Origin of the sequence: Sphingobium chlorophenolicum (assembly GCF_000722875.1) — a bacterium.
Classification (GTDB): Bacteria; Pseudomonadota; Alphaproteobacteria; order Sphingomonadales; family Sphingomonadaceae; genus Sphingobium; species Sphingobium chlorophenolicum.
Genome location: NZ_JFHR01000012.1, coordinates 73532 through 96190 on the forward strand (window position 1 = coordinate 73532; position 22659 = coordinate 96190).

The 22659-nt window shown below is 64.1% G+C and carries 21 protein-coding genes and 1 tRNA gene; 10 read left to right on the plus strand and 12 right to left on the minus strand.

Annotated features, from left to right (window positions below):
• Positions 1–27: 27 nt before the first annotated feature.
• The 3 genes from BV95_RS07455 to BV95_RS07465 form a co-directional block, all read right to left on the minus strand.
• Entirely contained in the window at positions 28–888 is an 861-nt protein-coding gene (locus BV95_RS07455; RefSeq protein WP_037449472.1) for a hypothetical protein, read from the minus strand.
• On the minus strand, positions 885–2201 hold the full coding sequence (locus tag BV95_RS07460; RefSeq protein WP_037449475.1) for a replication-associated recombination protein A: 1317 nt from the start codon (positions 2199–2201) through the stop codon (positions 885–887). The genes BV95_RS07455 and BV95_RS07460 overlap by 4 nt, the downstream gene beginning before the upstream one ends.
• Before the next feature lie 100 nt (positions 2202–2301).
• Positions 2302–3480, minus strand: a complete 1179-nt coding sequence (locus BV95_RS07465) for a glycosyltransferase family 4 protein (RefSeq protein WP_037449479.1) — start codon at positions 3478–3480, stop codon at positions 2302–2304.
• A 118-nt stretch (positions 3481–3598) separates the two neighbouring features.
• On the opposite strand from BV95_RS07465, the gene BV95_RS07470 reads away from it, so the two are divergent.
• Both BV95_RS07470 and BV95_RS07475 read left to right on the plus strand, forming a co-directional pair.
• Entirely contained in the window at positions 3599–4249 is a 651-nt protein-coding gene (locus tag BV95_RS07470) for an MOSC domain-containing protein (protein WP_037449483.1), read from the plus strand.
• Between the two features lie 57 nt (positions 4250–4306).
• The gene (locus tag BV95_RS07475; protein ID WP_037449487.1) at positions 4307–6712 is read left to right on the plus strand and encodes a ribonuclease R family protein; all 2406 of its coding nucleotides are present in this window, start codon (positions 4307–4309) and stop codon (positions 6710–6712) included.
• A 269-nt stretch (positions 6713–6981) separates the two neighbouring features.
• Here the strand turns inward: BV95_RS07475 and BV95_RS07480 are convergent, their stop codons facing one another.
• The 5 genes from BV95_RS07480 to BV95_RS07500 form a co-directional block, all read right to left on the minus strand.
• A complete protein-coding gene (locus tag BV95_RS07480; RefSeq protein WP_037449489.1) occupies positions 6982–7302 on the minus strand; it encodes a hypothetical protein in 321 nt (106 codons plus the stop codon).
• Positions 7303–7394: 92 nt separating this feature from the next.
• Entirely contained in the window at positions 7395–8771 is a 1377-nt protein-coding gene (locus BV95_RS07485) for an MATE family efflux transporter (RefSeq protein ID WP_037449491.1), read from the minus strand.
• A complete protein-coding gene (locus tag BV95_RS07490) occupies positions 8771–9700 on the minus strand; it encodes a DUF808 domain-containing protein (protein ID WP_037449493.1) in 930 nt (309 codons plus the stop codon). The genes BV95_RS07485 and BV95_RS07490 overlap by 1 nt, the downstream gene beginning before the upstream one ends.
• Before the next feature lie 118 nt (positions 9701–9818).
• On the minus strand, positions 9819–10067 hold the full coding sequence (locus BV95_RS07495) for a hypothetical protein (RefSeq protein ID WP_037449495.1): 249 nt from the start codon (positions 10065–10067) through the stop codon (positions 9819–9821).
• Entirely contained in the window at positions 10064–10393 is a 330-nt protein-coding gene (locus tag BV95_RS07500) for a hypothetical protein (RefSeq protein WP_037449497.1), read from the minus strand. The genes BV95_RS07495 and BV95_RS07500 overlap by 4 nt, the downstream gene beginning before the upstream one ends.
• 105 nt (positions 10394–10498) lie before the next feature.
• On the opposite strand from BV95_RS07500, the gene BV95_RS07505 reads away from it, so the two are divergent.
• Positions 10499–10804 carry a hypothetical protein gene (locus BV95_RS07505; RefSeq protein ID WP_037449500.1) on the plus strand — a complete coding sequence of 102 codons (306 nt, stop codon included), beginning with the start codon at positions 10499–10501 and terminating at the stop codon, positions 10802–10804.
• Between the two features lie 158 nt (positions 10805–10962).
• On the opposite strand, the gene purU is transcribed toward BV95_RS07505, so the two are convergent.
• The 3 genes from purU to BV95_RS07520 all read right to left on the minus strand — a co-directional run bounded on the left by purU (position 10963) and on the right by BV95_RS07520 (position 14044).
• Positions 10963–11802, minus strand: coding sequence for a formyltetrahydrofolate deformylase (purU, locus tag BV95_RS07510; RefSeq protein ID WP_409372083.1), 840 nt, complete (start codon positions 11800–11802; stop codon positions 10963–10965).
• Between the two features lie 89 nt (positions 11803–11891).
• Entirely contained in the window at positions 11892–12920 is a 1029-nt protein-coding gene (locus BV95_RS07515; protein ID WP_037449506.1) for a DUF1338 domain-containing protein, read from the minus strand.
• Between the two features lie 65 nt (positions 12921–12985).
• Positions 12986–14044, minus strand: a complete 1059-nt coding sequence (locus BV95_RS07520) for an SPOR domain-containing protein (protein ID WP_037449509.1) — start codon at positions 14042–14044, stop codon at positions 12986–12988.
• Between the two features lie 179 nt (positions 14045–14223).
• Here BV95_RS07520 and BV95_RS07525 point away from each other — a divergent pair, with 179 nt between their 5' ends.
• The 3 genes from BV95_RS07525 to BV95_RS07535 are packed head-to-tail and all read left to right on the plus strand — an operon-like array spanning position 14224 to position 16841.
• Positions 14224–14943 carry a ParA family protein gene (locus BV95_RS07525; RefSeq protein ID WP_037449512.1) on the plus strand — a complete coding sequence of 240 codons (720 nt, stop codon included), beginning with the start codon at positions 14224–14226 and terminating at the stop codon, positions 14941–14943.
• Positions 14944–14959: 16 nt separating this feature from the next.
• Positions 14960–15532, plus strand: coding sequence for a hypothetical protein (locus BV95_RS07530; RefSeq protein ID WP_037449514.1), 573 nt, complete (start codon positions 14960–14962; stop codon positions 15530–15532).
• Between the two features lie 16 nt (positions 15533–15548).
• Positions 15549–16841, plus strand: coding sequence for an SPOR domain-containing protein (locus BV95_RS07535; RefSeq protein ID WP_037449516.1), 1293 nt, complete (start codon positions 15549–15551; stop codon positions 16839–16841).
• 147 nt (positions 16842–16988) lie between these two features.
• Here the strand turns inward: BV95_RS07535 and BV95_RS07540 are convergent.
• Positions 16989–17063 (minus strand) — tRNA-Asn (locus tag BV95_RS07540).
• 225 nt (positions 17064–17288) lie between these two features.
• Between BV95_RS07540 and BV95_RS07545 the strand changes: the two genes are divergently transcribed.
• The 4 genes from BV95_RS07545 (at position 17289) to BV95_RS07560 (ending at position 22657) form a co-directional block, all read left to right on the plus strand.
• Entirely contained in the window at positions 17289–18770 is a 1482-nt protein-coding gene (locus BV95_RS07545) for a hypothetical protein (protein WP_037449518.1), read from the plus strand.
• Between the two features lie 141 nt (positions 18771–18911).
• Positions 18912–20171, plus strand: coding sequence for an O-antigen ligase family protein (locus BV95_RS07550; protein WP_037449520.1), 1260 nt, complete (start codon positions 18912–18914; stop codon positions 20169–20171).
• A gap of 200 nt (positions 20172–20371) precedes the next feature.
• The gene (locus tag BV95_RS07555; protein WP_234703117.1) at positions 20372–21679 is read left to right on the plus strand and encodes an O-antigen ligase family protein; all 1308 of its coding nucleotides are present in this window, start codon (positions 20372–20374) and stop codon (positions 21677–21679) included.
• Positions 21680–21859: 180 nt separating this feature from the next.
• Positions 21860–22657, plus strand: a complete 798-nt coding sequence (locus BV95_RS07560) for a glycosyltransferase (protein ID WP_234703118.1) — start codon at positions 21860–21862, stop codon at positions 22655–22657.
• Positions 22658–22659 lie beyond the last annotated feature (2 nt).

Sequence of the window (22659 nt, forward strand, 5' to 3'; positions counted from 1 at the left end):
TCCGCTTGGACGGAGAGCGCCTTACTATCAGATGATGCCGAACGTCCAGCCCTCTGTTGCGGCGATTTCCGCGTTGAGCGGTGCGGGAGTCCACAGGCCGGGGCGGGGTGCGGCGCGGCGGAGCCAGGCGGCGGTCAGGATTGCGTCGGCGCCGTGATCGTCGGGCGGCAAGCCCGGATGCGGTTGCGATTCGACGGCGAAGAGCGCGTCGTTCAGCGCGGCGAGGTCGCGCATCTTGGCTTTGCCCTTGGGGCGTCCGGCGGCGCGGGCGGCGATGCTGGTGTAGATTTCGACGATCAGCGAACCGGTCGGAGGCGGCGGGTCGAAGGGCCAGACCGGCACATGGGCATGCACATAATGGAGCAGCCGCTTTCCCGCGAAACTCGCCTTGGCGACCTGCGCCGCGCCGATGGCGTCATAGACGGTGGAGGGCTTGCCGCCGCCCTGCGTATTGTAATGGGCTTCGCAGGCGCGGTTGTGCATATAGTCTGCCTTCACCCCGTCCGCCTTGCCGAAATAGAAATGGCGGCGGTGCGTGCGTTCCAGCAGGCTGGCCGCGCCCAGATCATCATCCTCGCAAATGCTGTCGACATAGGCCCAGAAGGCGGGGCCGCTATCCGGCGCCTCGTCGCCGGGAAGGTAGCTGCGACGGGCGACATAAGGCGGCGCGAAGCTGAAATCGAAGCCGAACAGGGTGGGGGCCTCACGGGCAGTCCGGATCAGCCAGTCGGCGACCGCCCGCCGCGACCAGAAACCGCCGCCTTCGGGATGCTGAAGCACGGGGACGGCATCGCCCGTTTCGCACAGGGCCACGGCTATGCCCTTGTGCCGCGAACCCTTGGCCCCCGACCAGTCGATTACGGCGTAACGATCGAAGCGCGGCGTCATTTTTGGCGGCGTTCGGCCCTCAGGCGGTCCCAATAGGCGAGGCGTTCGGCGATGCGCGCTTCGAAACCGCGTTCGGTGGGGGCATAGAAATTCTGCGGCTGCATCTCCTCCGGCCAATAATTGTCGCCGGAAAAGCCGTCCGCCGCGTCATGGTCATATTGGTAGCCCTTGCCGTAACCGATATTCTTCATGAGCTTGGTCGGGGCGTTCAGGATATTCTGCGGCGGCATCAGCGATCCTGTCTCGCGGGCGGATTTCCACGCGGCTTTCATCGCGGCGTAGGCGGCGTTCGACTTGGGGGCGGTGGCGCAATAGAGGCAGGCCTGCACAATGGCCAACTCGCCTTCGGGAGAGCCGAGAAATTCATATGTGTCCTTGGCGGCGAGGCACTGGACCACGGCCTGCGGGTCGGCCAGCCCGATATCCTCCACGGCGAAGCGGACCAGACGGCGCAGGACGTAAAGCGGTTCCTCTCCCGCCGTCAGCATCCGGGCGAGATAATAGAGCGCCGCCTGCGGGTCCGATCCGCGCAGGCTTTTATGCAGCGCGGAGATGAGGTTGTAATGCCCCTCCCGATCCTTGTCATAGACCGCGACGCGGCGGTGGAGCAGGGCGGAGAGGCCCGCCGGGTCGAGCGGTTCGGGAATGTCGATGGAATAGAGCGTTTCGACCTGGTTGAGCAGGAAACGGCCGTCGCCGTCGGCGCTGGCGAGCAGCGCTTCGCGGGCAGCGGCGTCCAGGGGCAGGGGGCGTTCGGTCAGCGCTTCGGCGCGGTCTAGCAATTGCTCCAGCGCGCTCGCGTCCAATCGGCGTAGGATCAGCACCTGGGCGCGGGAAAGCAGCGCTGCGTTCAGTTCGAAGCTGGGATTCTCCGTCGTCGCGCCGACCAGCGTGACGGTGCCGTCCTCCACGAAGGGCAGGAAACTGTCCTGCTGCGCCCGGTTGAAGCGGTGGATTTCGTCCACGAAGAGCAGGGTTTTTTCGCCGCCCCGGGCATGTTCCTTGGCGGCGGCAAAGACTTTTTTCAGGTCCGCCACGCCGGAAAAGACGGCGGAGATCGGCTCGAAACGCATGCCCACCGCATCGGCCAGCAGGCGGGAAATGGTGGTCTTGCCCGTGCCCGGCGGCCCCCACAGGATGATGGAGGAGAGGCGGCCCGCCGCCACCATGCGGCCGATGGCGCCTTCGGGACCGGTCAGATGGTCCTGCCCCACCACATCGGCCAGGGTGCGCGGGCGCAGCTTGTCCGCCAGCGGGGCGTCGGCCGGGGTGGCATCGGAAAAATTTTCATTCTGGGCAAATAGATCGGCCATTCCCACTACCGTTCGCCCTGTCGAAGGGCTGTTCTTTCTGGAAGAAAAGGAAGGGCTTCGACAGGCTCAGCCCGAACGGAATATAGGGATGGACCCCGGCTTAGGGAACAGGACTCGACCGGACGACCGCGCCATGTTCGCGCTGGCGGATCACGCGGACATAGGTGTCGACCAGCGCCTGGTTCACCTGATCCCAGCCATAGCGTTCCGCTTCCCCCATGGCGGCCGCCCCGGCGGCGGAGCGGGCGGCGGCATCGGTGCAATAGGCGGTCAGCGCGTCGGCGAATGCCATGATCGCGCCGGGGCGGATCAGGCGGCCGGTCACGCCTTCGGTGACCAGGCTTTCGCTGCCGGTGGCGCGCGCCGCGACGGTCGGTAGGCCGCAGGCCATCGCCTCCAGCGTGACGTTGCCGAAGGTTTCGGTGACGCTGGGGTTGAACAGCATGTCCATGCTGGCGACGGCGCGGCCCAGGTCCGCCCCCTTCTGAAAGCCGGTGAAGACGGCGTTGGGCAAGCGGTTTTCGAACCATTGACGCGCCGGGCCTTCGCCCACGATCAGCACCTTGTGGCGGACATTCTTCGCGGTCAGATGGTCTATCGTGTCGGAAAAGACATCCAGCCCCTTTTCCATCACCAGCCGCCCGATGAAGCCGATCACCGGTTCGTCGTCCGCTATGCCGAGCGACTGGCGCCAGTCCGCGTCGCGGCGGCCGGGATGGAAGATTTCCCGGTCGATGCCGCGGGTCCAGATGCCGACATCATAGCTCATCCGCTGTTCGCGCAGCAGTTGCGCCATCGATTCGGACGGCGCGACGATGGCGTCGCAGCGGCGGTAGAAACGGCGGAGCATCGATTCGATCACCGGCTCCAGAAAAGCGAGGCCATAATAGCGGGGATAGGTTTCGAACCGCGTATGGACGGATGCGACGGCAGGCAGGCCATGCCGCCGCGCCCAGGCGACGGCCCGGTGGCCCAGCGGATCGGGGCTGGAAACATGGACCAGATTGGGGCGAAACGCCTTCAGGTCGCGGCGCACCGCCCCCGACATGCGGTAGGGAATCCGATATTCGCGGCGGCCCGGAACCGGGAAGGAAGGCGCGCTGATCAGATCGCCCGCCGGTTCGAAGGCGGGCGTGTCGGTGGTGGGGGAATAGACGCGAACCGTCGCCCCCTGCCGCAACAGATAGCCGACGAAGCGATTGAGCGCCTGGTTCGCGCCGTCGCGCACATAATTATAATTGCCGCTGAAGAGCGCGACCCGAAGCCCCGTGACATCCATCCGCCGCCCTTAACGCAGACGACCGCAAAACCCAAGGGGGCCGGAACTTCCCCCGTCCCGATGCCTTTGCGTATCGAACGGCCTTTCCCCGCAGACGGATTCCGTGGCAGGGAAGGCCATGACCACGCCTTCCATGACCGTCGACGCGCTGCTGACCGGGACGCCCGTTCCGTTCCGGGACGGCGACTATAGCGCCATCGCGAAGACGCCGGTGGAGGGGCCGGTGCGGATCGGCTGGCTGGGGCTGGAAGGCGACGGGGTGGCCGACGCCCTGCATCATGGCGGCTGGGACAAGGCGATCCACCTTTATCCGCAGGATCATTATGGCTGGTGGCGGGAGCGCAAGCCGGGGCACCCGCTGCTGGACCGTCCGGGGGCGTTCGGCGAGAATATCGCGTCTCGCGGCATGACGGAGGCGGAGATTTGTCTGGGCGATCGCTTCTCGCTGGGCAGCGCCGTGGTCGAGGTGAGCCATGGACGGCAGCCCTGCTGGAAGCTGGACCATCGTTTCGGGGCGCGGGACGTCATGGCGACCATCGTCAAGACGGCGCGCTGCGGCATCTACTTCCGCGTCATCCGGGAGGGGGAGGCGGAGTCCGGCACGCGGATGGATTTGTTGGAACGGCCCCTGCCGGACTGGCCGGTGGCGCGTCTGTTCCGCCTGCTGATCGGCGGCGGGCACAAGGCCGAGCCGGACGCGGTGCGGGCGCTGGCGGACATGCCGGTGCTGGCCGAAGCATGGCGCGAACGGGCGCGGAAACTCGCATGAGCCATAGGCTGGCCGCAGACACTGGCGTGGCGCAACAGCTCTCCCTATAGCTGGTCCATGGCATCCACCGAAAAGAAGAAGAAAACCGTCTCCGCCCGTACCAAGGTGCGGCCCGCGGGCTTCCCGACACGCGAACAGGTGATGGATTTCATCACCACTTCGGAACAGGCGGCGGGAAAGCGGGAAATCGCCAAGGCGTTCGGCCTGAAGGGGCAGGAGAAGATCGCGCTCAAGGCGCTGCTGAAGGACATGGCGGACGAAGGGCTGATCGACATCGGCCCCGCCCGCGCCTTCCACAAGATGGGCGGCGTGCCCAAGGTCACGGTGCTGCGGATCGTCGATGTGGACGACACGACTTTGATCGCCACGCCCGAACGCTGGGAGGCGGAGGGGCAGCCCGCGCCCCGGCTGCGCATTGTGGAGCGGGGCAAGCGGGGGGCGCTGACGATCGGCGACCGCATATTGGCGCGCACGGAGGAGGCCGGGCGCGGCTGGGTCGCGCATCCGATGAAGAAGCTCGCCAAGGCCAGCGAGGAATTGCTGGGCGTGGTGGAGGAGGGCGATGGGGGCAAGCTGTGGCTGCGCCCCGTCGACAAGCGCATCCGCCGGGACACGCCGATTTCCGACGCCGGAACCGCGAAGAAGGGCGATCTGGTGCTGGCCGAGCCGGTGGGGCGGCCTCCCCGGATCACGGCGCGGGTCACGGACATATTGGGCGATCCCTTCGTCCCGCGCAGTTTCAGCCTGATCGCCATCCACAAGCATGGCATTCCCCACGTCTTTTCCGATCGGGTGGAGGAAGAGGCGGTGTCGGCATCGAAACTCGCCCTGCATGAGGATAAGCGGGAGGATTTGCGGCATTTGCCCATCGTCGCCATCGATCCGGTCGATGCGCGGGACCACGACGATGCGGTCTGGGCCGCTCCAGACGACGATCCCGCCAATGTGGGTGGCTACAAGGCGATCGTCGCGATTGCGGACGTCAGCTATTATGTGCGGCCGGGCAGCGCGCTGGACCGGGAGGCGCGCAAGCGGGGGAACAGCGTCTATTTCCCTGATCTGGTCGTGCCGATGCTGCCGCATCAGCTTTCGTCGGACATGTGTTCGCTGCGGGCGGGCGAGGATCGGGCGGCGATGGCCTGTCACCTTGTCCTCGACGCTGCGGGCAAGGTGAAGAGCTGGCGCTTCTCCCGCGCGGTGATCCGGGTGGCGGCGGTGCTGGCCTATGAGGATGCGCAGGCGGCGATCGATGGCGATAAGCCCCTCCCCTTCAGGGGAGGGGTTGGGGGTGGGGGCGTCCCCCAAGCGCAGCGTCTGGCCGATAGCCCCCACCCCAACCCCTCCCCTGAAGGGGAGGGGCTTGATTTGCTGGAAACCGCGCTGAAGCCGCTCTGGGCCTGCTGGGCGTTGTTGCGCAAGGCGCGGGACAAGCGGGAGCCGCTGGCGCTGGACCTGCCGGAGCGGCGGGTGGTGCTGGACGATTATGGCAAGATCGTCAGCGTCGCGGTGCGCGAACGGCTCGACGCGCATATGCTGATCGAGGATTATATGATCGCGGCCAATGTCGCGGCGGCCAAGGCGCTGGAAGCGAAGAAGGCGCCGGTCATGTACCGCGTCCATGAACCGCCCAGCCGGGACAAGCTGGTGGCGTTGAAGGACTATCTGGCGACGTTCGACATCGAATTCGCGCTGGGGCAGGTGGTGAAGCCCGCGACCTTCAACCAGTTGATCAAGCGCGTCGGGGACGCCGAGGAAAAGTCCCAGATCATGGAGCAGATCCTGCGCAGCCAGACACAGGCCTATTATGCGCCGTCCAATCTGGGCCATTTCGGGCTGGCGCTGGGTTCCTATGCCCATTTCACCTCGCCGATCCGGCGTTATGCGGACCTGTTGGTGCACCGGGCGCTGGTGGGCGCTTATGGGCTGGAACTGCCCGCGCCCAAGGGGGACATTCCCGACCGGTCTTCGCTGAGCGGCGAGGATATGGAGAATATGGGCCGCGTCGGCGAGATGATCAGCCAGCATGAACGCCGTGCCATGGAGGCGGAGCGCGAGACCATCGACCGCTATGTCGCGGCCTTCCTGGCGGCGCATGTGGGTGATCTGGTGGAGGCGCGGATCACCGGGGTGCAGAGTTTCGGCTTCTTCGCGACGGTAGAGGGGTTGGGCGGCGACGGGCTGGTGCCGGTGTCGACTTTGGGCGACGAGCGCTTCTTCTATGACGAGGCGGGGCGGGCGCTGGAGGGCGTCGAGAGCGGCGACCGCTATACGGTGGGGCAGCGGCTGCAATTGCGGCTGGTGGAGGCGGACCCGATAAACGGGGCATTGCGCTTCGAACTGCCCGACGCCCTGCCGCAGCGGCCCAGCTTCAGGAAGGATCGTGCGCGGCCGGGCAGTGCCCGGCGCGGGCGGCCCGCCAATATCCGGCATATTGGCGCCAAGCGGGGAAAGCATCGGCGGTGACGGAGGCGCTTAGGAGGCCTGCCCGGACGACGCGGATAAATCTGGACTCGCCTGATTGGGGGTGGAAAGCGGACCTATCCTATTCCTCCCCATCGAGAGATGGGGAGGGGGACCAGCCGAAGGCTGGTGGAGGGGAAAGAGGCGCGACCTCCGAATTTCCCCTCCACCATCGGCTGTGCCGACGGTCCCCCTCCCCACGCTGCGCGTAGGGAGGAATTGAGGTCAGCTATTGGCTATAAGCCGAGAATGCCAAACCGAACCGCGAGACCTCAGGCCGCTGCGCTCTCCGGCTCCACGGCGAACAGGGTCACGCCCTTATATTTGCTGTCGCCCTGATCGTAGAGGCCGTGCATGGCCTCGAACTTTTCCTCGATCAGGTTGACGTCGTTCAATCCCGCCAGCTTAAAGGTGCCCAGCTTCAACTCCCTTGGCGGGCGGCCGTCGCGTTCGATCGTCACGGCGTCGATGAACATCTCGTCATGCCGCGTGTAGAGAATGTGCGGGGCCAGCTTCACGACCATCTTGTTATAGGTCGCGGTCAGACATTTCTGGAGCGCGATGGCTTCGAAGAACATGGTGGGAGCGTTCATGATGCGCTTTTCATGACAAATTTGACGCCCAGGTTCAATTGCTTTGTGCATCGCACCATCGTCCTGCAATGCAATCAGGCGGATTGGCGGGGTCAGATGGTTCGCGCATGCGACAGCAGGTGCAATCGCTCCCGCAACGCCCAGCGCGTCACCAGCGACAACGCCACCACCCCCAGTCCACTCGCCAGTCCCAGCCAGATGCCCAGCCCCTGCAACCCCAGCGGAAAGGCCAGGATGACGCCGACGCCGATGCCGATCACCCAATAGCCGATCAGGGCGAAGATCATCGGCACCCGCGTATCCTGTATGCCCCGCAGCACGCCTGCGCCCACGGCCTGCGCGGCATCCACCAACTGGAACAGCGCCGCGACGCCCAGAAAACTCACCGCCAGCGCCGCCGTCCGCCCGTTGGCCGGATCGTGCAGGTCGAGGAAGGCCGAAATCAGCGTCCGGGGAAAGGCGATCAGCATCGCCGCCGCCATCAGCGCGAATCCGGTGCCGATCGCCAGCGCCAGCCATCCCGCCCGGCCGACTCCCGCCCGGTCCTGCTTTCCATAGGCCAGCCCCACGCGCACCGTCGCCGCCTGGCCGATGCCCATCGGCACCATGAAGACCAAAGCCGCGATCTGGATCGCCACCGCATGCGCCGCCAGCGAGTCGCGGTCGATCAGCCCCATCAGGAAGGCCGATGCGTTGAACACCGTCGTCTCGAACCCCAGGGTGATGGCGATCGGCAGGCCCAGCGCCCAGACGGCCCGGTGCCGTTCACGGTCCCGCGTCCAGAATTGGCCCAGCAGGCGATAGCGCCGGAACCGCCGGTCGATCAGGATCACCGCCAGCAACCCGAAGAACAGGAAGGAGGAGGAGAGGCTGCTCGCAATCCCCGCGCCGAACATGCCCAGCGCCGGGAAGCCCAGATGGCCGAAGATCAGCGCCCACCCCGCCAGCACGTTGAACGGAATGGCGCAGACCATGATGATCAGGCCCCAGACCGGCCGCTCCAGCGCGGCAATGAAGTTGCGCAGCGTCGTGAAGCCCAGAAAGGGCAGCAACGCCCATTGCAGCCCGCGCATCAATTCACCGGCCTGCCGCGCAAGGTCCGCTTCCTGACCCATCAGCAGCAGGATCGCCTCGCTCTCCCATAACAAGACCCAGGCGGGCAGCACGAACAGTGCGGCGGCGCGCAAGGTCTGGTGCACGGTGCGCCGCACGTCCCGCACCGAATGGCGTCGCCGCCCGCGCTCGGTCGCGATCAGCGGCGCGGCGGCGGTGACCAGCCCCATGCCGAAGATCAGCAGCGCGTTGAACAGGTTGATCGCCAGCGCTCCGGAAGCCACTGCGCTCGCGCCCAACCGGCCCAGCAGCAGCAGGTCGGTCACCGCGATTCCCGCCCAGGCGATATTGCCCGCGATCATCGGCAACGCGAGCGCCGTCAGCGCCCCGGCTTCCAGACGCCAGGGTGACGCCATCAATGCTTCTTGAAAAGGTGCAGCACCGCCACGACGATGCCGCCGACGACCAGCCCGACGATGCCCGCGCCCACCGCGTTCACCACCCAATCCACGACGGGACCGACGGCTGGCACGGCCTGCGCGGCGCTTTCCGCGACATGATGGATCGCGCCGGGGATCAGATCCCAGTGGAATTCATGCAGCCCATGGACGATCAGGCCGCCGCCGACCCACAGCATCGCCGCCGTGCCCACGACCGACAATATCCGCATCAGCACCGGCATGGCCTTCACCATCGCCCGGCCCAGCGCCCGCGTACCCGCAGACCGCCGTTCGGCCAGATGCAGCCCGATATCGTCCATCTTCACGATGAAGCCGACGACGCCATAGACGCCCGCCGTGATCAGGATCGCGACGACTACCAATATGATCGCCTGTTCCCAGATCGGTTCCGCGGCCACCGTGCCCAGCGCGATCGCCATGATCTCGCCCGACAGGATGAAGTCGGTGCGGATCGCGCCGGACACCTTCTGGTCCTCCAATTCCTTAGAACTGTGCGTTTCCAGCGCCTCTTCGGCCAGATCATGGCCGCCCTGCACGGCTTCCAGCAGCTTCTCCGCAGCCTCGAAACAGAGGAACGCGCCGCCTAGCATCAGCAGCGGCGGCAACAGCCATGGCGCGAAGGCGCTCAGCAGCAGCGCGGCGGGCAGCAGGAACAACAGTTTGTTGCGCAGCGATCCCTTGGCGATCTTCCAGATGATCGGCAGTTCGCGGTCGGGCGTCAGCCCCATGACATAGCGCGGCGTGACGGCGGTGTCGTCGATCACGACGCCTGCCGCCTTGGACCCCGCCTTGCCCGCTGCGGCGGCGACGTCGTCCAGCGAAGTGGCGGTCAGCTTTGCAATCCCCGCCACATCGTCCAGCAGCGCAATCAGACCCGAAGGCATTGATAAAATTCCCCTGTTGATCCCGACACGGAACCGGAAGCCGTCTCATAGAGGCGGGGCAAGGGCGGGGCAATGGACCCGAACGGCTTTGACCGACAAATGGCCGGCGCGCAGTTTATCAGTGCAGCCCGCGATAATTGCCGGGCGGGTCGCTGGCGGGGAAGCTTTCGTCGATCTGCTCGTCCACCAAATCCCAGTCGCGCGCGTCGATATGCTGCTCTTCCGGCCCGGCATCGCGCACCCGGCCGGATGTGAAGGCGCGTCCCCATTGGTCCCCGGTTTCGCCTTTGCCCTGCGATCGCTTCCATCCCTTCCACGCCGCAGCGCCCAATCCGGTCAGGAATGCCAGTTTCAATAACCCCTTCATTTCGGCTTCTCCTGTCTGTCATGCAGATGAACCCAATCGGCCCGGTTGCCGGTGACGCTGTCGGGCGCCAGCGGAATTTCGCCTTCCTCGTCGGTGCCGCCCGGCGGTTCGACGGCGGGCGCGGCGGCGATGGACCAGCGCTGGCGCAGCGCGGCGTCGATCATCGCTCGCCATACCTGTCCATCGCCCGCCTCCGCCATGGCGTCGTCCGGGTCTTTCATGATCGCGATCAGACCGGCCGCCTGCTCCACGCGATCCCGCCAGTCATCGGGGTTCCCGGCGGCCAGGTGGCGGGCCAGCCGTTCCAATAGGGTGCGCTGCTCCATGACGGGATGAACGCGGGCGGCATCGCTCTGTTCCCGCCTCGTAACGGAGTGAACGGCAACGCCCGTCGCTCGTTGCAGCGAAGCGGGGATCGAAAGGAGAGAGCCATGCCCCAGGGCGACAAGAGCAGCTACACCGACAAGCAGAAGCGCAAGGCCGAGCATATGGAGAAGGGTTATGAGGATCGCGGCGTCTCAGGAAAAGAGGCGGAACGGCGCGCCTGGGCCACGGTGAACAAGGAATCGGGCGGCGGGAACAAATCCGGTTCCGGCCGGGGGAAGGCCGATACCCGCGTCTCATCCCGCAAGGGCGGGAAAAAGGGTGGGGCGGCCTCGTCCCGTCGAACGGCGGCCGACCGCTCTGCCGCTGCGAAAAAGGGTTGGGAAACCCGGCGGAAGAAGGCGGGGGGATAGCCGCCAAATCCTCCCTGCGCGTAGCGTGGGGAGGGGGACCGCTCGCGTAGCGAGTGGTGGAGGGGAAATTCGGAGGTCACGCCATTTCCCCTCCACCAGCCTTCGGCCGGTCCCCCTCCCCATCTATCGATGGGGAGGAATAGGAAGGTTTGTGCTGCCTAGCGGAATACCACCGTCTTGCCGCCGTTCCGCAATACCCGCCGGTCGGCCAGCCAGCCCACCGCTCGCGCCAGCACCTGCGCCTCGATATCCCGCCCGATCCGGATCATGTCCTCCGCCGTGGCGCGATGGTCGATCCGCTCCACCGCCTGTTCGATGATCGGCCCCTCGTCCAGATCGGCCGTCACGAAATGCGCCGTCGCGCCGATCAGCTTCACGCCCCGCTCGTGCGCCCGATGATAGGGGCGCGCGCCCTTGAAGCCCGGCAGGAAGCTGTGATGGATATTCACGCAACGTCCCGCCAGCGCCTCCACCAGCCCTTCGGACAGAACCTGCATGTAGCGGGCCAGGATCAGATATTCCGACTGCGTCCGCTCGAAAATCCCCAGCAAAGCGGCCTCCTGGGCTGCCTTGTCGCCGTTGGGCGGCAGTTCATGATAGGGGATGCCGTGCCATTCGGTGATCCGCCGCATGTCGGGATGGTTGGACACCACGCCCATGATGTCGACCGCCAGCGTCCCCGTCTGCCAGCGGTGCAGCAGGTCGGCCAGGCAATGCGACCCCTTGGACACGGCGATCAGCATGCGCGGCCTTTCGTCCGCCGCCGTCAGCCGCCAGTCCATGGCGAAGCGCGTCCCCACATCGGCGAAATCCCCGCGCAGGCGGTCCGTATCGCCCATGCGGTCATCGGTCGCCTCGAACGCGACGCGCATGAAGAAGCGGCCGGCTTCCCGGTCCGCATATTGCTGGCTGTCGGTGATGAAGCCGCCGCGCTCCGCCAGGAACTGGCTGACCGCTGCGACGATGCCCACCCGGTCGGCGCAGGCCAGGGTCAGCACCCAGGATGGAACAACCGGATCAGTCAACGCGCATCTCCCCCGCAAAACTGCCGGATGCGTTGCCCCAAGCCTGCCCGCCGATCAACCCGTTATGCGCGTTCGTCGCCCGGCGCGCTGGTCATCGCGAAGATGCCGGTGGCATTGCCGGTGTCGAAGGCCAGGTCCAGCCCGCCGGTTTCCGGATCGATATCGCGGCTGATGAATTCGTAGAACGACCCCGGCACCTGCCGCAATGCGTTTCCGGCGAACAGCCGCTCCACCGTGTCGGCGCGGAAGGCCGTCTGCCGCACCCGGCCGGATCGGGAGATTTCCAGCCTGTCCTTCATCGGCCAGTCCTCCGCCTTCAGCCGCTCGGCCAGTGCGGCGACGTCCGCCACCCGGTCCGTCGCATGGTTGAAGGCATTGCCCTCCGTCGCGATCCAGGCGGCCTCATGGGATCGGGAGAGGAGTAGTTCATAATCCTCGATGGAGACGGGCGCATGCTGCCGGTCGAAGGCCGCGACGATCACCGGCAGCGCCGCTTCCGCCTCCGCCAGCGAGACCGGCGCGCCGTCCGCATATTTGCGCAGCACCGCCTTGGCCTCTGCCGTTAGGGGATCGCGGGACGTGCCGAACACCCGCGCCGCCGCATCGGCAAATTCAGGGTCGAACCGGTCGACATGTAGTTCCGACAGGAAGAATTGCGGGATCCCCTCTGGAAAATCGGCGTGGCGATAGGCGCGCCCGGTCATCCGCAGCCGGTCCAGCGGATAGACAGCCGCCATCTGATAGCCCAACGGGGCGAATATGCGGGAGAAAGCCTCTTCGCCTGGCGGCAATTCACCGGTAGGTCCGTCAATCAGCCGCACGGTGCGCAAGGCGCCATGATCGAACACCACCTTGCCCCCACGGGCCAGCCGGTCGGCGACATAGGCCGCGCCGCTCGGCACCCGCTCCAGCAGGCCGTGGAACAGGGCGACATTCATCGCCATGGCGAAGGCGGCGCGGGAAACATGGGGGCCGCGCTCGTTCATCAGCGCGGGATCGATTTCCAGCGCGTCCATCGCCGTATTCGCCGCCTCCGCGCCCAAAATCCCCTCGACCAGCGCGCTGACCACCCTTTGATTCTCGACCGTCATGGGACGCTCCCTGATGAAGCCCCCTTATCGCATGCTTGAAATAAAATTCCAAGATGCTGCAAGATTCACATCTTCTTGGGCATGCACTCCGCGCCCGCCGCCTTGATCGCGCCGCATAGTTTGCTGGCGTCCGCGCTGCTCGCCAGAGGCCCGGCCTGCAACCGGGTCACGCCGCCGCTGGTGGTGATATAGGGCTGATATCCGGACAGGCCGCTGACCTTGGCGCTAAGCTGGCTCCAGAGCGTCCGGGCCCGCGCCTCCGCGCTGAACGCGCCGATCTGCACGCGCCATCCGCCGCTCGCCGGTTTGGGCAGGGCAGGGGAGGGGGCAGGCTTTGCCGCGGCCGCCTTCACGGGCGCGGGTTTGGGGGGTGCGGGCTTGGGGGTAGGGGCCGCCTCGGCCGGTTTGGCCTGGGGCTTTGGTTCGGGCTTGGGCTTGGGCGGCGTCGAAGGCGGCAATTCCGCCGACCGGATCGGCTTGGGCGCATCGCGCGATACCGGCGCGGCCTGACGGGGTTCGTCCGCCGCCAGCCCGGATTGTCCCTGCCGGGCGATGGACCGCGCCATGGCGATGCCGTCGTTGCGCTGCTCCTGCGGGATATATTTGTCCATCTGGCGAAGGCTCGCCGTCGCCTGCGCCAGACCGGAGTCCGACGCTCGCGTCATCAGCGCATAGGCCCGCACCCAATTCTTCGCCGTCAGGTCGCCGTTGAACAGGGCCGTGCCGACAATATATTGCGCGCGCGGTTCGCCCCGCTCGGCGGCGCGTTGCAAATAGGGAAAGGCGCCCGCCCGGTCGCCCTGCTGGAACATCAGCAGTCCCAGATTATCCTCGGCGCGGCTATGCCCCTGCTTCGCCGCCTTGCGATACCAGTCGATCGCGGCGGCGGGATCGGCCTTGACGCCCCGGCCCAGCTTGTAGGCCTGGCCCATGTTGAACTGCGCGTCGGGGTCGCCCGCCTGCGCCAGCGGCTGCCACACGGCGATGGCCTTGGCATAGTCGCCCTGCTGCCAGGCATCGACGCCCATCTTCACATCGGCCCGCGCCGCCCCGGTCAGGCCGAATGGCGTCAGGCCCAACATCGTTCCAGCGGCCAGCATGCCCCAGATGCGCTTCATGCTCATGCTCCCAACGAGTCCCGTCAAAACCTATGCGTCCATCCTATGCCGCACCAAGGTTAATAGCGACTTAGCATTAAGAACATCGTCTTTTTGCCCCCCTTCACGCTTCCGCGCCGATTAACCAATTCTTAGGCGGGCCTGTGGCACTCCTTCCACCGATTGCATTTCTTGGGGGAAGTTGCGTGCGCATATTGGCATTGGCATCGCAAAAGGGGGGGTCGGGCAAGACGACCCTGTCGGGCCATCTGGCCGTTCAGGCCCAAATGGCGGGCGCAGGCCCGGTCGTGCTGATCGACATCGACCCGCAAGGATCGCTGGCCGACTGGTGGAACGAGCGGGAGGCCGAATATCCCGCCTTCGCCCAGACCACCGTCGCCCGCCTGGCCGCCGACCTGGAGATACTGCGCCAGCAGGGCTTCAAGCTGGCCGTCATCGACACGCCCCCCGCGATCACCATGGCGATCCAGAGCGTCATTTCCGTCGCCGAACTGATCGTCGTGCCGACCCGTCCCAGCCCGCACGACCTGCGCGCCGTGGGCGCCACGGTCGACCTGTGCGAACGCGCGGGCAAGCCGCTGATCTTCGTGGTCAATGGCGCCACGCCCAAGGCGCGGATCACCTCCGAAGCCGCCGTCGCCCTGTCGCAGCACGGGACGGTCGCGCCGGTCACGCTGCACCACCGCACCGATTTCGCCGCGTCCATGATCGACGGCCGCACGGTGATGGAGGTCGACCCCAACAGCCGCTCCGCTGGGGAGGTCGCGCACCTATGGACCTATATATCGGACCGGCTCGAAAAGAATTTCCGCCGCACCGTCTTTGCCGTTCCGCACAATGCGGTCGGCGCGGCGGGCGCGGTCCGTCCGGCAAATGGCGGCTTTGGCCGTCGCATCTCGCAATAAGAGGGGAAGGAATATCATGGTCGAACCGAAACCTCTCGCCTCGCTGACCTCCGGCCTGCTGGCCCGCAAGGGGGGCGCGTCGCCCGCCATGCGCCGTCCCGTCTTCGGCATGGCCTCCGGCGCGACTGCGCTTCAGGAGGATCTGGGCTGGAACGACATGGGCTTTGACGTGACCCAGTCCGAACCCGCGCCGACGGAGGCGCGCTCTGTTGCGGGCCTGACGCCGATGACAGCGGTTCCGGCCCTGGCTCCGATCCCCGCCGTCGTGACCGAGCGCGAGGAACTGGCCGAACGCATCGCCGAAGCTGGCGTACCGGCGCAGATTGCTCCGGCGCAGCTTGCCCCGGCAAAGGCCGAAAAGCCCAAAAAGCCCGCCAAGGCCCGCACCGCCGCCGTGACGAAGGGCCGCAAGGCCGCCTTCACCCTGCGCCTCGACGCCGACCGCCATCTGAAGCTGCGGCTTGCCAGCGCCATCGTCGGCCGTTCGGCGCAGCAGATGGTGACCGAGGCGCTCGACGCCTATCTCGGCAGCCTGCCCGAAGTGGACCGGCTGGCCCAGCAACTGCCGCGCTCTCGCGGCGACAATTAAGGGATTTCGCAAAGCCATGAAGCGCAAGGCCTTTGCCAAAGCGGCGGTCGCGTCGATGCTCGTCGGCACGACCATGGTGGGATGCACCGGCGCGGCCTTCCGCAATGCCGGTCATGTTGGTGCCATCGCTCCGAAGCAAAATCCGGATCGCCTTGCCGCGCAGGTCGAAAAAGCGCTGGCCGAACGCGATGGCGTTCGCGCCGTCGAACTGGCGGAGGCAGCCGTGCAGGCCGCGCCGCAGGACGTCCGCCATCGCCAGTTGCTGGGCCGTGCCTATGTGGCGGCGGGTCGCTTCGCCTCGGCCGAAACCGCGCTGACGGACGCGATGACGCTGGGCAACCGCGATGCGCGCACCATCATCACGCTGGCGCTGGTCGAGGTGGCCTTGGGCAAGGACCGCGCCGCTCGCGATCTGCTTGCCACCCAAGCGGATATCGTGCCCGCCGCCGACTATGGCCTTGCCATGGCGATGGCTGGCGACGCGGCGGAAGGCGTGCGCATCCTTTCCGAAGTGATCCACGATCCGTCGGCCACCGCGCAGACCCGGCAGAATCTCGCTTATGCCTATGCGCTGGCGGGCCGGTGGAAGGATGCGCGCATGATGGCGGGCTTCGACCTCGATCCGCTCGCCGCGAACGAGCGCATCACCCAATGGGCGCAGAACGCCGCGCCGGGCCTCTCGCAGCAGCGGGTCGCGACCCTGATGGGCGTTGCGATCGATCGCGCCGACGCAGGCCAGCCGGTGGCCCTCGCCCTCGCGTCCGCGCCGGTCCAGATGGCGCAGGCCGCACCGGTCGAACAGCCGGGTGAAACCGCCCCGGTCGAAACTGCCCCGGTCGAAACCGCCGCCGCCGATACCGCACCGCAGCCCGTGGTCGCCGAAGAAGCGCCCGCGCCAGCCATCCAGACATTCGCCGCTCCGGCCCGCAGCGCCGCTCTGCGTCATGCCGCCGCCCCGGCTCGCATCCAGAAAGCCGCCTTCAGCCCTAGCGGCAAGGGCGGCAGCAACTGGGTGGTCCAGCTTGGCGCCTATGACAATGCGGCCATCGCGAAGGAAAAATGGTACGCCATGGCCAGCCGCAACAGCGCGCTGGCGAACCTGCCCGTCGTCACCAGCCAGATCACGCTGAATGGCGCGACCTTTTCCCGGCTGGCGGTCAGCGGCTTTGACGACCGGGCCGAAGCCGCCGCGCTTTGCCGGACCATTCAGGCCCGTCGCGGCAAATGCTTCGTCCGTGAAAATGCGGTCGACGCGACGCCCCAACGCTGGGCCCTGACTACCCGCGCACGCCAATACGCCTCCCGTTAATCGATCAATCCTCCCTGCGCGCAGCGTGGGGAGGGTGATCTTTCGCGCGGTGGTGGAGGGGCGCCCATTCCCTTTGTCAGCGCCAAAGGCACATCGCCGATTTCCGGAAACTCCCGGCCATTCGTGCCTGCGGGAAAGGGTGAAAATTGGCTCCCCGAGTAGGATTCGAACCTACGGCCATTCGATTAACAGTCGAATGCTCTACCGCTGAGCTATCGGGGAGCGGCCCGGCTTCCGCTGGGCAGGCCGCGCATATGCAGCGGCTTTCCGCAAATGGCAAGGGGCTGGAAAGCCGCCCGCCTCAAAAAAATGGGCAAATGGTCCGAACGGCATGAAAGCCATGCCTAAATCCGCCCCAAGGCTCTGATATCATATGGCTTGGGGATTTTCCCGGCCTTGCGGATAGGCTAGGCCACTTTCATCCCATGCAGGAAGGCCGCGAAAGCCGTGAACCCGATAATCGATCGCCGCCGGATGCTTTCGTTGCTGTCGTCGCTTCCGGTGGTCGCGCTGGGCGGGAAGGAGGCGGCGGATGCGGCGCCGCCCTCGACGCCGCCCGTTACCGCCAAGCCTACTCTCTTTTCGCCGCAGTCGCTGTGGAACGCCACGCCGGTCGATCCGCTGCTGGGCGACATTCCCATCTCACCCGCGCAGACGCCGTGGATAGAGGAGGGCGCCTATGCCTCGCGGATATTCTTCGCGGCACAGGACGACAAGCCCATGACGATCATGGGCAGGACGGGCGGCGACGACATTCAGGTCGCGAACGAAGGCGTCTGGCGCGCCGTCGACATCCCCCGCTTTCCCGCCGACACTATGCCGGCCACCGGAACGGACGGCCATTGCGCCATCGTCGATCCCGCGACGGGCCTGTTGCACAGCTTCTGGCAGTTGAAGAAGGTTGGTGGACAATGGCGGGCAACCAAATATGTGGCGTCCCCATTGGCGGGCACGGGTTTCGGCACGGCAAGCAATCCCGACAATGTGCGCGCCTCCGGCACCTCGTCCGTCGCCGGCATGATGTTGGCGTCGGAACGCGGGCTGGCCGTCCTGCCCCATGCGCTGGCGCTTTGCCTGGACCTGTCCAGCTTTTCGTCCGGTCCCGTCTTTCCCGCGACGATGGAGGATTATAAGGGCGTCCACGGCGACTATACCGGCAAGCCCGGTCAGTCGTTCAAAATGGGCACGCTGTTCCTGCTGCCGCCCCATTTCGATGCGGAGGCGTTGCATTGGGAGGAGGCGCGGGTGATCGCGCGCACGTTGAAGCGGCATGGCGCCTATCTGGTCGACGCCACCATAGGGACGGCATCCCTTTCGGCGGAAATCGGGTCCGGCTGGAGCAAATCCTCGGTCGACGGCGTCTGGCAGAATAGCTGGGCTCAGGATGTGAAGCGGATATTCGGCGCGCTGCGGGCGGTCACGTCCGTCGCGGGCTGGCTCGACGCCAATGGGGCGCCCTTTACCCCCACGCCTTGGGGGTGGCAGAATATCCTGTCGATGCGGGGGCCCTGGTCGGCGGCTGGGGGCGGATCGGCCCTGGGGCGTTATGATGGCGCGGCCGACATGCTTCTGGTTCCGGCGACATCCGCGCCCTGCGGCATGGTCAAGCGTCTCGTCCGGCGCGATCCCGGCCAGACGGCATCCTGGCGGCAGTGGATGACGGGGCAGGCCTTTTTCTCCAATCCCGTGCTGGGTGCGGAATATCGGCTGGCCGCCGTGGGGGTGGGCGCGATCGAGGGCAGGCTGTTGTTCCTGAACGGCGAATATCGTCAGGTCGGCGCCACTGACATCCTTTCCCCCGGCGGAGGGCAGACCTTCCTGTGGCCTGCCGACGCGACGCTGGTCGAAATGCAGATCGACAAACCGGCAGGACCGCAGGCCGGCATGAGGCTGGAACTGACCACGAGGGATCCGCGAGCCGCTGCCTGAGCGCGGGCAGGGGGCGGCTCTTTCTGTGCCGCAATGGCACTCATGATCCTTCATGGTTTTTGAATGGTTTACCATATGATGTGAAGCCGCTAACTGCGTCCCTGGGCTGATGAAGGGAAGCATGTGGCAATTTCGGCTAGCGTGAAACGAACCCTGCCGTTCGGCACCGTCGTCATTCCCCTCATGATCGCCCGGCCATCGCTCGACAATCTGTTCGGCATGATCCGCCTGCCGGTCGGCGGCGCGTCGCTCAGTCCCGGTTTCCTGTTCAACATTTTCATGGTGCTGGTGGCCGCGGCGCTGGCAGGTCATGCCTTGCTGGTGGATCGGACGCAGCAGCGGTCGGTGCTGACGATGGCGGTCATCTGGGGTCCGTTCCTGCTGGCAAGCGCGCTGGCCGCCTCCTACTCGCCGGTCCCGGTCGAGGCCGTGCAGATGCTGTTCAACTTCCTGACCTACAGCGCGGTGGCTTTCCTGGGCCTGATCTATGGCCCGGCGCTCGGCCGGACGGGATTGACGATCGTCGTCGCGCTGTCCGGCGTGGTTCCGATAATGTTCGGGCTGGGGCAGGTGGCGCTGGGCATGTCGGAGGAAAGGCTGGCCTCGACCTTTGCCCATCCCAACATCCTCGCCTTCTTCTGCCTGCTTTACATATCCTTCCTTTTTCACGCGCAACTGAGCGGATATGTCAAAAATCGGGCGGCGGGGGTCGCGATATGGGGCCTGATCGGAGCCGCCGTCCTGGCGCTGCTCTTCACCGGCACGCGGGCGGCTTACATCACCGTCTTCCTGTTTCTCCTGTCCTATTCCGCTCTGCGCAAGCCGTTGCTGCTCATTCCGCTGTTGCTGCTGCCGCCGCTGGCCATGCTCATTCCGGCGGTCGCCGACCGCGTCACTGACGCCCTGTCGGGGTCGAGCCCGGTCAGCTACGACTATTTCATAAGCGCGATGCGCGGCGACGTCGCAAATTCCGGGATATTGATCCTCGATTCGGGAACGTGGCGGCGATATCTCTGGCAAGCCGCATGGCCGTGGATCGAGCAAAAGCCATTTTTTGGATATGGCCTGGAGTCATTTCAAACCTATTCGCGAAGTTTTTTCCCTCTCAGCGCCGAAGAAGGTAATCAGGCGCACAATGTCTACATCCAACTTCTGTTCGATGGTGGGTGCATGGTGCTTTTTCCATATATATTCATGCATGCGCAAATTTTTAAAATTATAACAAATATAAAATTTGCGAAATGTGATATAATTTACTGCATTCTTGTCGTTATGTCTTTCTTGATAGCGGCGATGTTTGATAATATGATTTTCTATCTTTCGATAAATGTCATATTTTGGTTCATTGTTTTCGCGCTTATAGGGTTGGGTTTTCCTGCAAAATGCAGAGGTCAGGCTTGACGCGCATCAAGGGTATTTCTTCTGCTCGACCGGCCACGATGCTGTTTGGAATGCTTCAAGCCTGATCCGGCAAAATTCATGAATGAGAGGATGGCGCGGCAGCGGGCTTGGGCTTGCTTCGCCGCAAAGTTTGGTTAGGTCGTTTGCGACGGCCAGAGCAGTATCTGGTGACAGAATCGAGCTTTGCTAAAGGGTAGAATGTGGCAATTGCAACTTATCCCGCGGTTAGAATGCCACCCTTTGGAGCCATAGCGATTCCTCTCCTTGTGGCGCGTCCATCGTTGGATAATCTGTTCGGGCTGATCCGTTTGCCTATGGCGGGGACGTCTTTAAGCCTGGGATTCCTATTCAATATTTTCATCGTGTCTTTGGCGGCTGTTCTTATGGGCCATGCGCTGTTGGTCAATCGGCTTCAGCAGCGCGTCGTATTGACGGTGTCGATTATCTGGATGCCGTTCCTGCTGGCAAGCGCAATGGCTGCGGTTCGCGCGCCCGTGCCAATCGATGGCATTCAAATCCTGTTCAATTTCCTGACTTATGGCGCCATCGCCTATATCGGACTGGTATATAGCGCCGACCTAAGTCGCAGGTCATTGACCATCATCATTGCGCTTTCGGGCGTGGTTCCCATTTTCTTTGGCCTTTTTCAGGTCGCGCTGGGTTCGGCGCCGTCCCGGATTTCATCCACTTTCGGCCATCCTAACATCTTGGCATTTTTCTGCTTCTTATATATTTCGTTTTTGTTTCACGCGCAGCTCAGCGGTTATCTGCGTTCATTCGCGGGAAAGTCGGTGATTTGGGGGCTGATTGGCGCTGCAACGCTGGCGCTGTTGCTGACGGGCACTCGCTCCGCCTACTTATCTACATATTTATTTCTCCTTCTTTACTCCGCTTTTCGTAAACCCTTACTTATTCTGCCGCTCCTCCTTTTGCCTCCTATCGTTTTGCTGATCCCGGCGGTAGCTGAGCGCATCAATGATGCCATATCAGGTACAACGCCTGTCACTTACGACTATCTGGTCAGTGCTATGCGCGGCGATGTTTCCGATTCAGGTGTGCTGCAGCTCGATTCTGGAACCTGGCGCCGTTATCTTTGGCAGGCGTCGTGGCCATGGATACAGCAGAATTGGATATTCGGTTACGGTTTGGGGTCATTTAAATATTATTCCCTGGATTTCTTTCCTCTCAGTTCCGAGAACGGGAGTGGCGCTCACAATGTCTATATTCAGATATTGTTTGAGGGCGGAATGATTATGCTGATATCTTATATATTTATAATATTTTCTATTATTTTTATTCAATTTTACAATAAAAATATAAATAAATTTGATAAAGTTTATTGCTGGTTATTAATTGTCACATACTCCGTGGCTTCTTATTCTGATAATATGTTATATTATTTATCAATAAATATCGCGATTTGGTTTGTTATATTTGCAATGTGCAATATGGGAGATGATAGATTAACTGGTCCGATAAAAAGATTGGCGTATGTCCAGAGGGGTTGATCGATGACCAGAATTGCGACGTCGATTTGGAGCAATGAGGCGGTCTGGAGCGCGACCAAGCTTATCGACCGCCGGGATGTCGGCCTTTTGCGATATCTTTGGCGCATATGGAAAGGAGCGGGGGAGAGCGATGTCCTGATCCTGAATGGCGCTCTGGGATGGCCGGACAGATATTGCGATTTGCTCGCCGCATTGGTTGCGAAATTGCGGGTTCATAGACCCTGGGTCATTCTGGTCGATTGCACGTGGGAGACGGGAAGCAGGGCGTTGGCTCGCAAGCTGCCAATGCTTGCATGGCTTTGGCCGAAGCTGTCGAAATGGATGATTTCCTGCCTTGATCATCGCAAGGCGATTTATTGCGTGCTTTCCTCTGACGAAAAGAAGAATTTCGGCGAAAATTGGGGCGTCGATTCGGCCCGAATATATTTCACACCATTCTGTCACACTTTATTCGACGTGGTGGAAGAAGCCGCGCCGGAAGATTATGTCTTTTCCGGTGGCAACTCCCTGCGCGATTATCCCCTGTTGATAAGGGCTTTCGAGAAAATATCGCAGCCGCTGAGGATCGCGTCGTCATTCAGGATGGACGATCTGCCCGTCAACGTGCTTTGCCGCCCTCTGGCTCACCAGGCCTATATGGAAGAGCTTCGCCGGTCCGACATTGTGGTCGTTCCATTGCAGCCCAGCCAGCGCAGCGCCGGACAGCAGACTTATCTGAACGCAATGGCTCTGGGAAAATTGACGATCGTCAATGACGTGATCGGCGTGCGCGACTATGTGGAACATGGCGTCACGGGCCTCATCGTTGACAGCACGCCTCAGGCCATTGCGGACGCCGTCATTTGGGCGAGGGATGAGAATAACCGCGCCGCTGTCGATCATATCCGCGCCGCTGGCCGAACAGCGGCTCGTGAAAAATTCGGACTGGCCGACTATCTGCTTTCCATAAGGCGGGTCGCGGAGGAGGTCGCTCGATAATT

Excerpts from the sequence above, each read along its gene's own strand:
- BV95_RS07455 (WP_037449472.1), bottom strand. The coding sequence starts at position 888 with ATGACGCCGCGCTTCGATCGTTACGCCGTAATCGACTGGTCGGGGGCC.
- BV95_RS07460 (WP_037449475.1), bottom strand. The coding sequence starts at position 2,201 with ATGGCCGATCTATTTGCCCAGAATGAAAATTTTTCCGATGCCACCCCG.
- BV95_RS07465 (WP_037449479.1), bottom strand. The coding sequence starts at position 3,480 with ATGGATGTCACGGGGCTTCGGGTCGCGCTCTTCAGCGGCAATTATAAT.
- BV95_RS07470 (WP_037449483.1), top strand. The coding sequence starts at position 3,599 with ATGACCACGCCTTCCATGACCGTCGACGCGCTGCTGACCGGGACGCCC.
- BV95_RS07475 (WP_037449487.1), top strand. The coding sequence starts at position 4,307 with ATGGCATCCACCGAAAAGAAGAAGAAAACCGTCTCCGCCCGTACCAAG.
- BV95_RS07480 (WP_037449489.1), bottom strand. The coding sequence starts at position 7,302 with ATGAACGCTCCCACCATGTTCTTCGAAGCCATCGCGCTCCAGAAATGT.
- BV95_RS07485 (WP_037449491.1), bottom strand. The coding sequence starts at position 8,771 with ATGGCGTCACCCTGGCGTCTGGAAGCCGGGGCGCTGACGGCGCTCGCG.
- BV95_RS07490 (WP_037449493.1), bottom strand. The coding sequence starts at position 9,700 with ATGCCTTCGGGTCTGATTGCGCTGCTGGACGATGTGGCGGGGATTGCA.
- BV95_RS07495 (WP_037449495.1), bottom strand. The coding sequence starts at position 10,067 with ATGAAGGGGTTATTGAAACTGGCATTCCTGACCGGATTGGGCGCTGCG.
- BV95_RS07500 (WP_037449497.1), bottom strand. The coding sequence starts at position 10,393 with ATGGAGCAGCGCACCCTATTGGAACGGCTGGCCCGCCACCTGGCCGCC.
- BV95_RS07505 (WP_037449500.1), top strand. The coding sequence starts at position 10,499 with ATGCCCCAGGGCGACAAGAGCAGCTACACCGACAAGCAGAAGCGCAAG.
- BV95_RS07515 (WP_037449506.1), bottom strand. The coding sequence starts at position 12,920 with ATGACGGTCGAGAATCAAAGGGTGGTCAGCGCGCTGGTCGAGGGGATT.
- BV95_RS07520 (WP_037449509.1), bottom strand. The coding sequence starts at position 14,044 with ATGAGCATGAAGCGCATCTGGGGCATGCTGGCCGCTGGAACGATGTTG.
- BV95_RS07530 (WP_037449514.1), top strand. The coding sequence starts at position 14,960 with ATGGTCGAACCGAAACCTCTCGCCTCGCTGACCTCCGGCCTGCTGGCC.
- BV95_RS07535 (WP_037449516.1), top strand. The coding sequence starts at position 15,549 with ATGAAGCGCAAGGCCTTTGCCAAAGCGGCGGTCGCGTCGATGCTCGTC.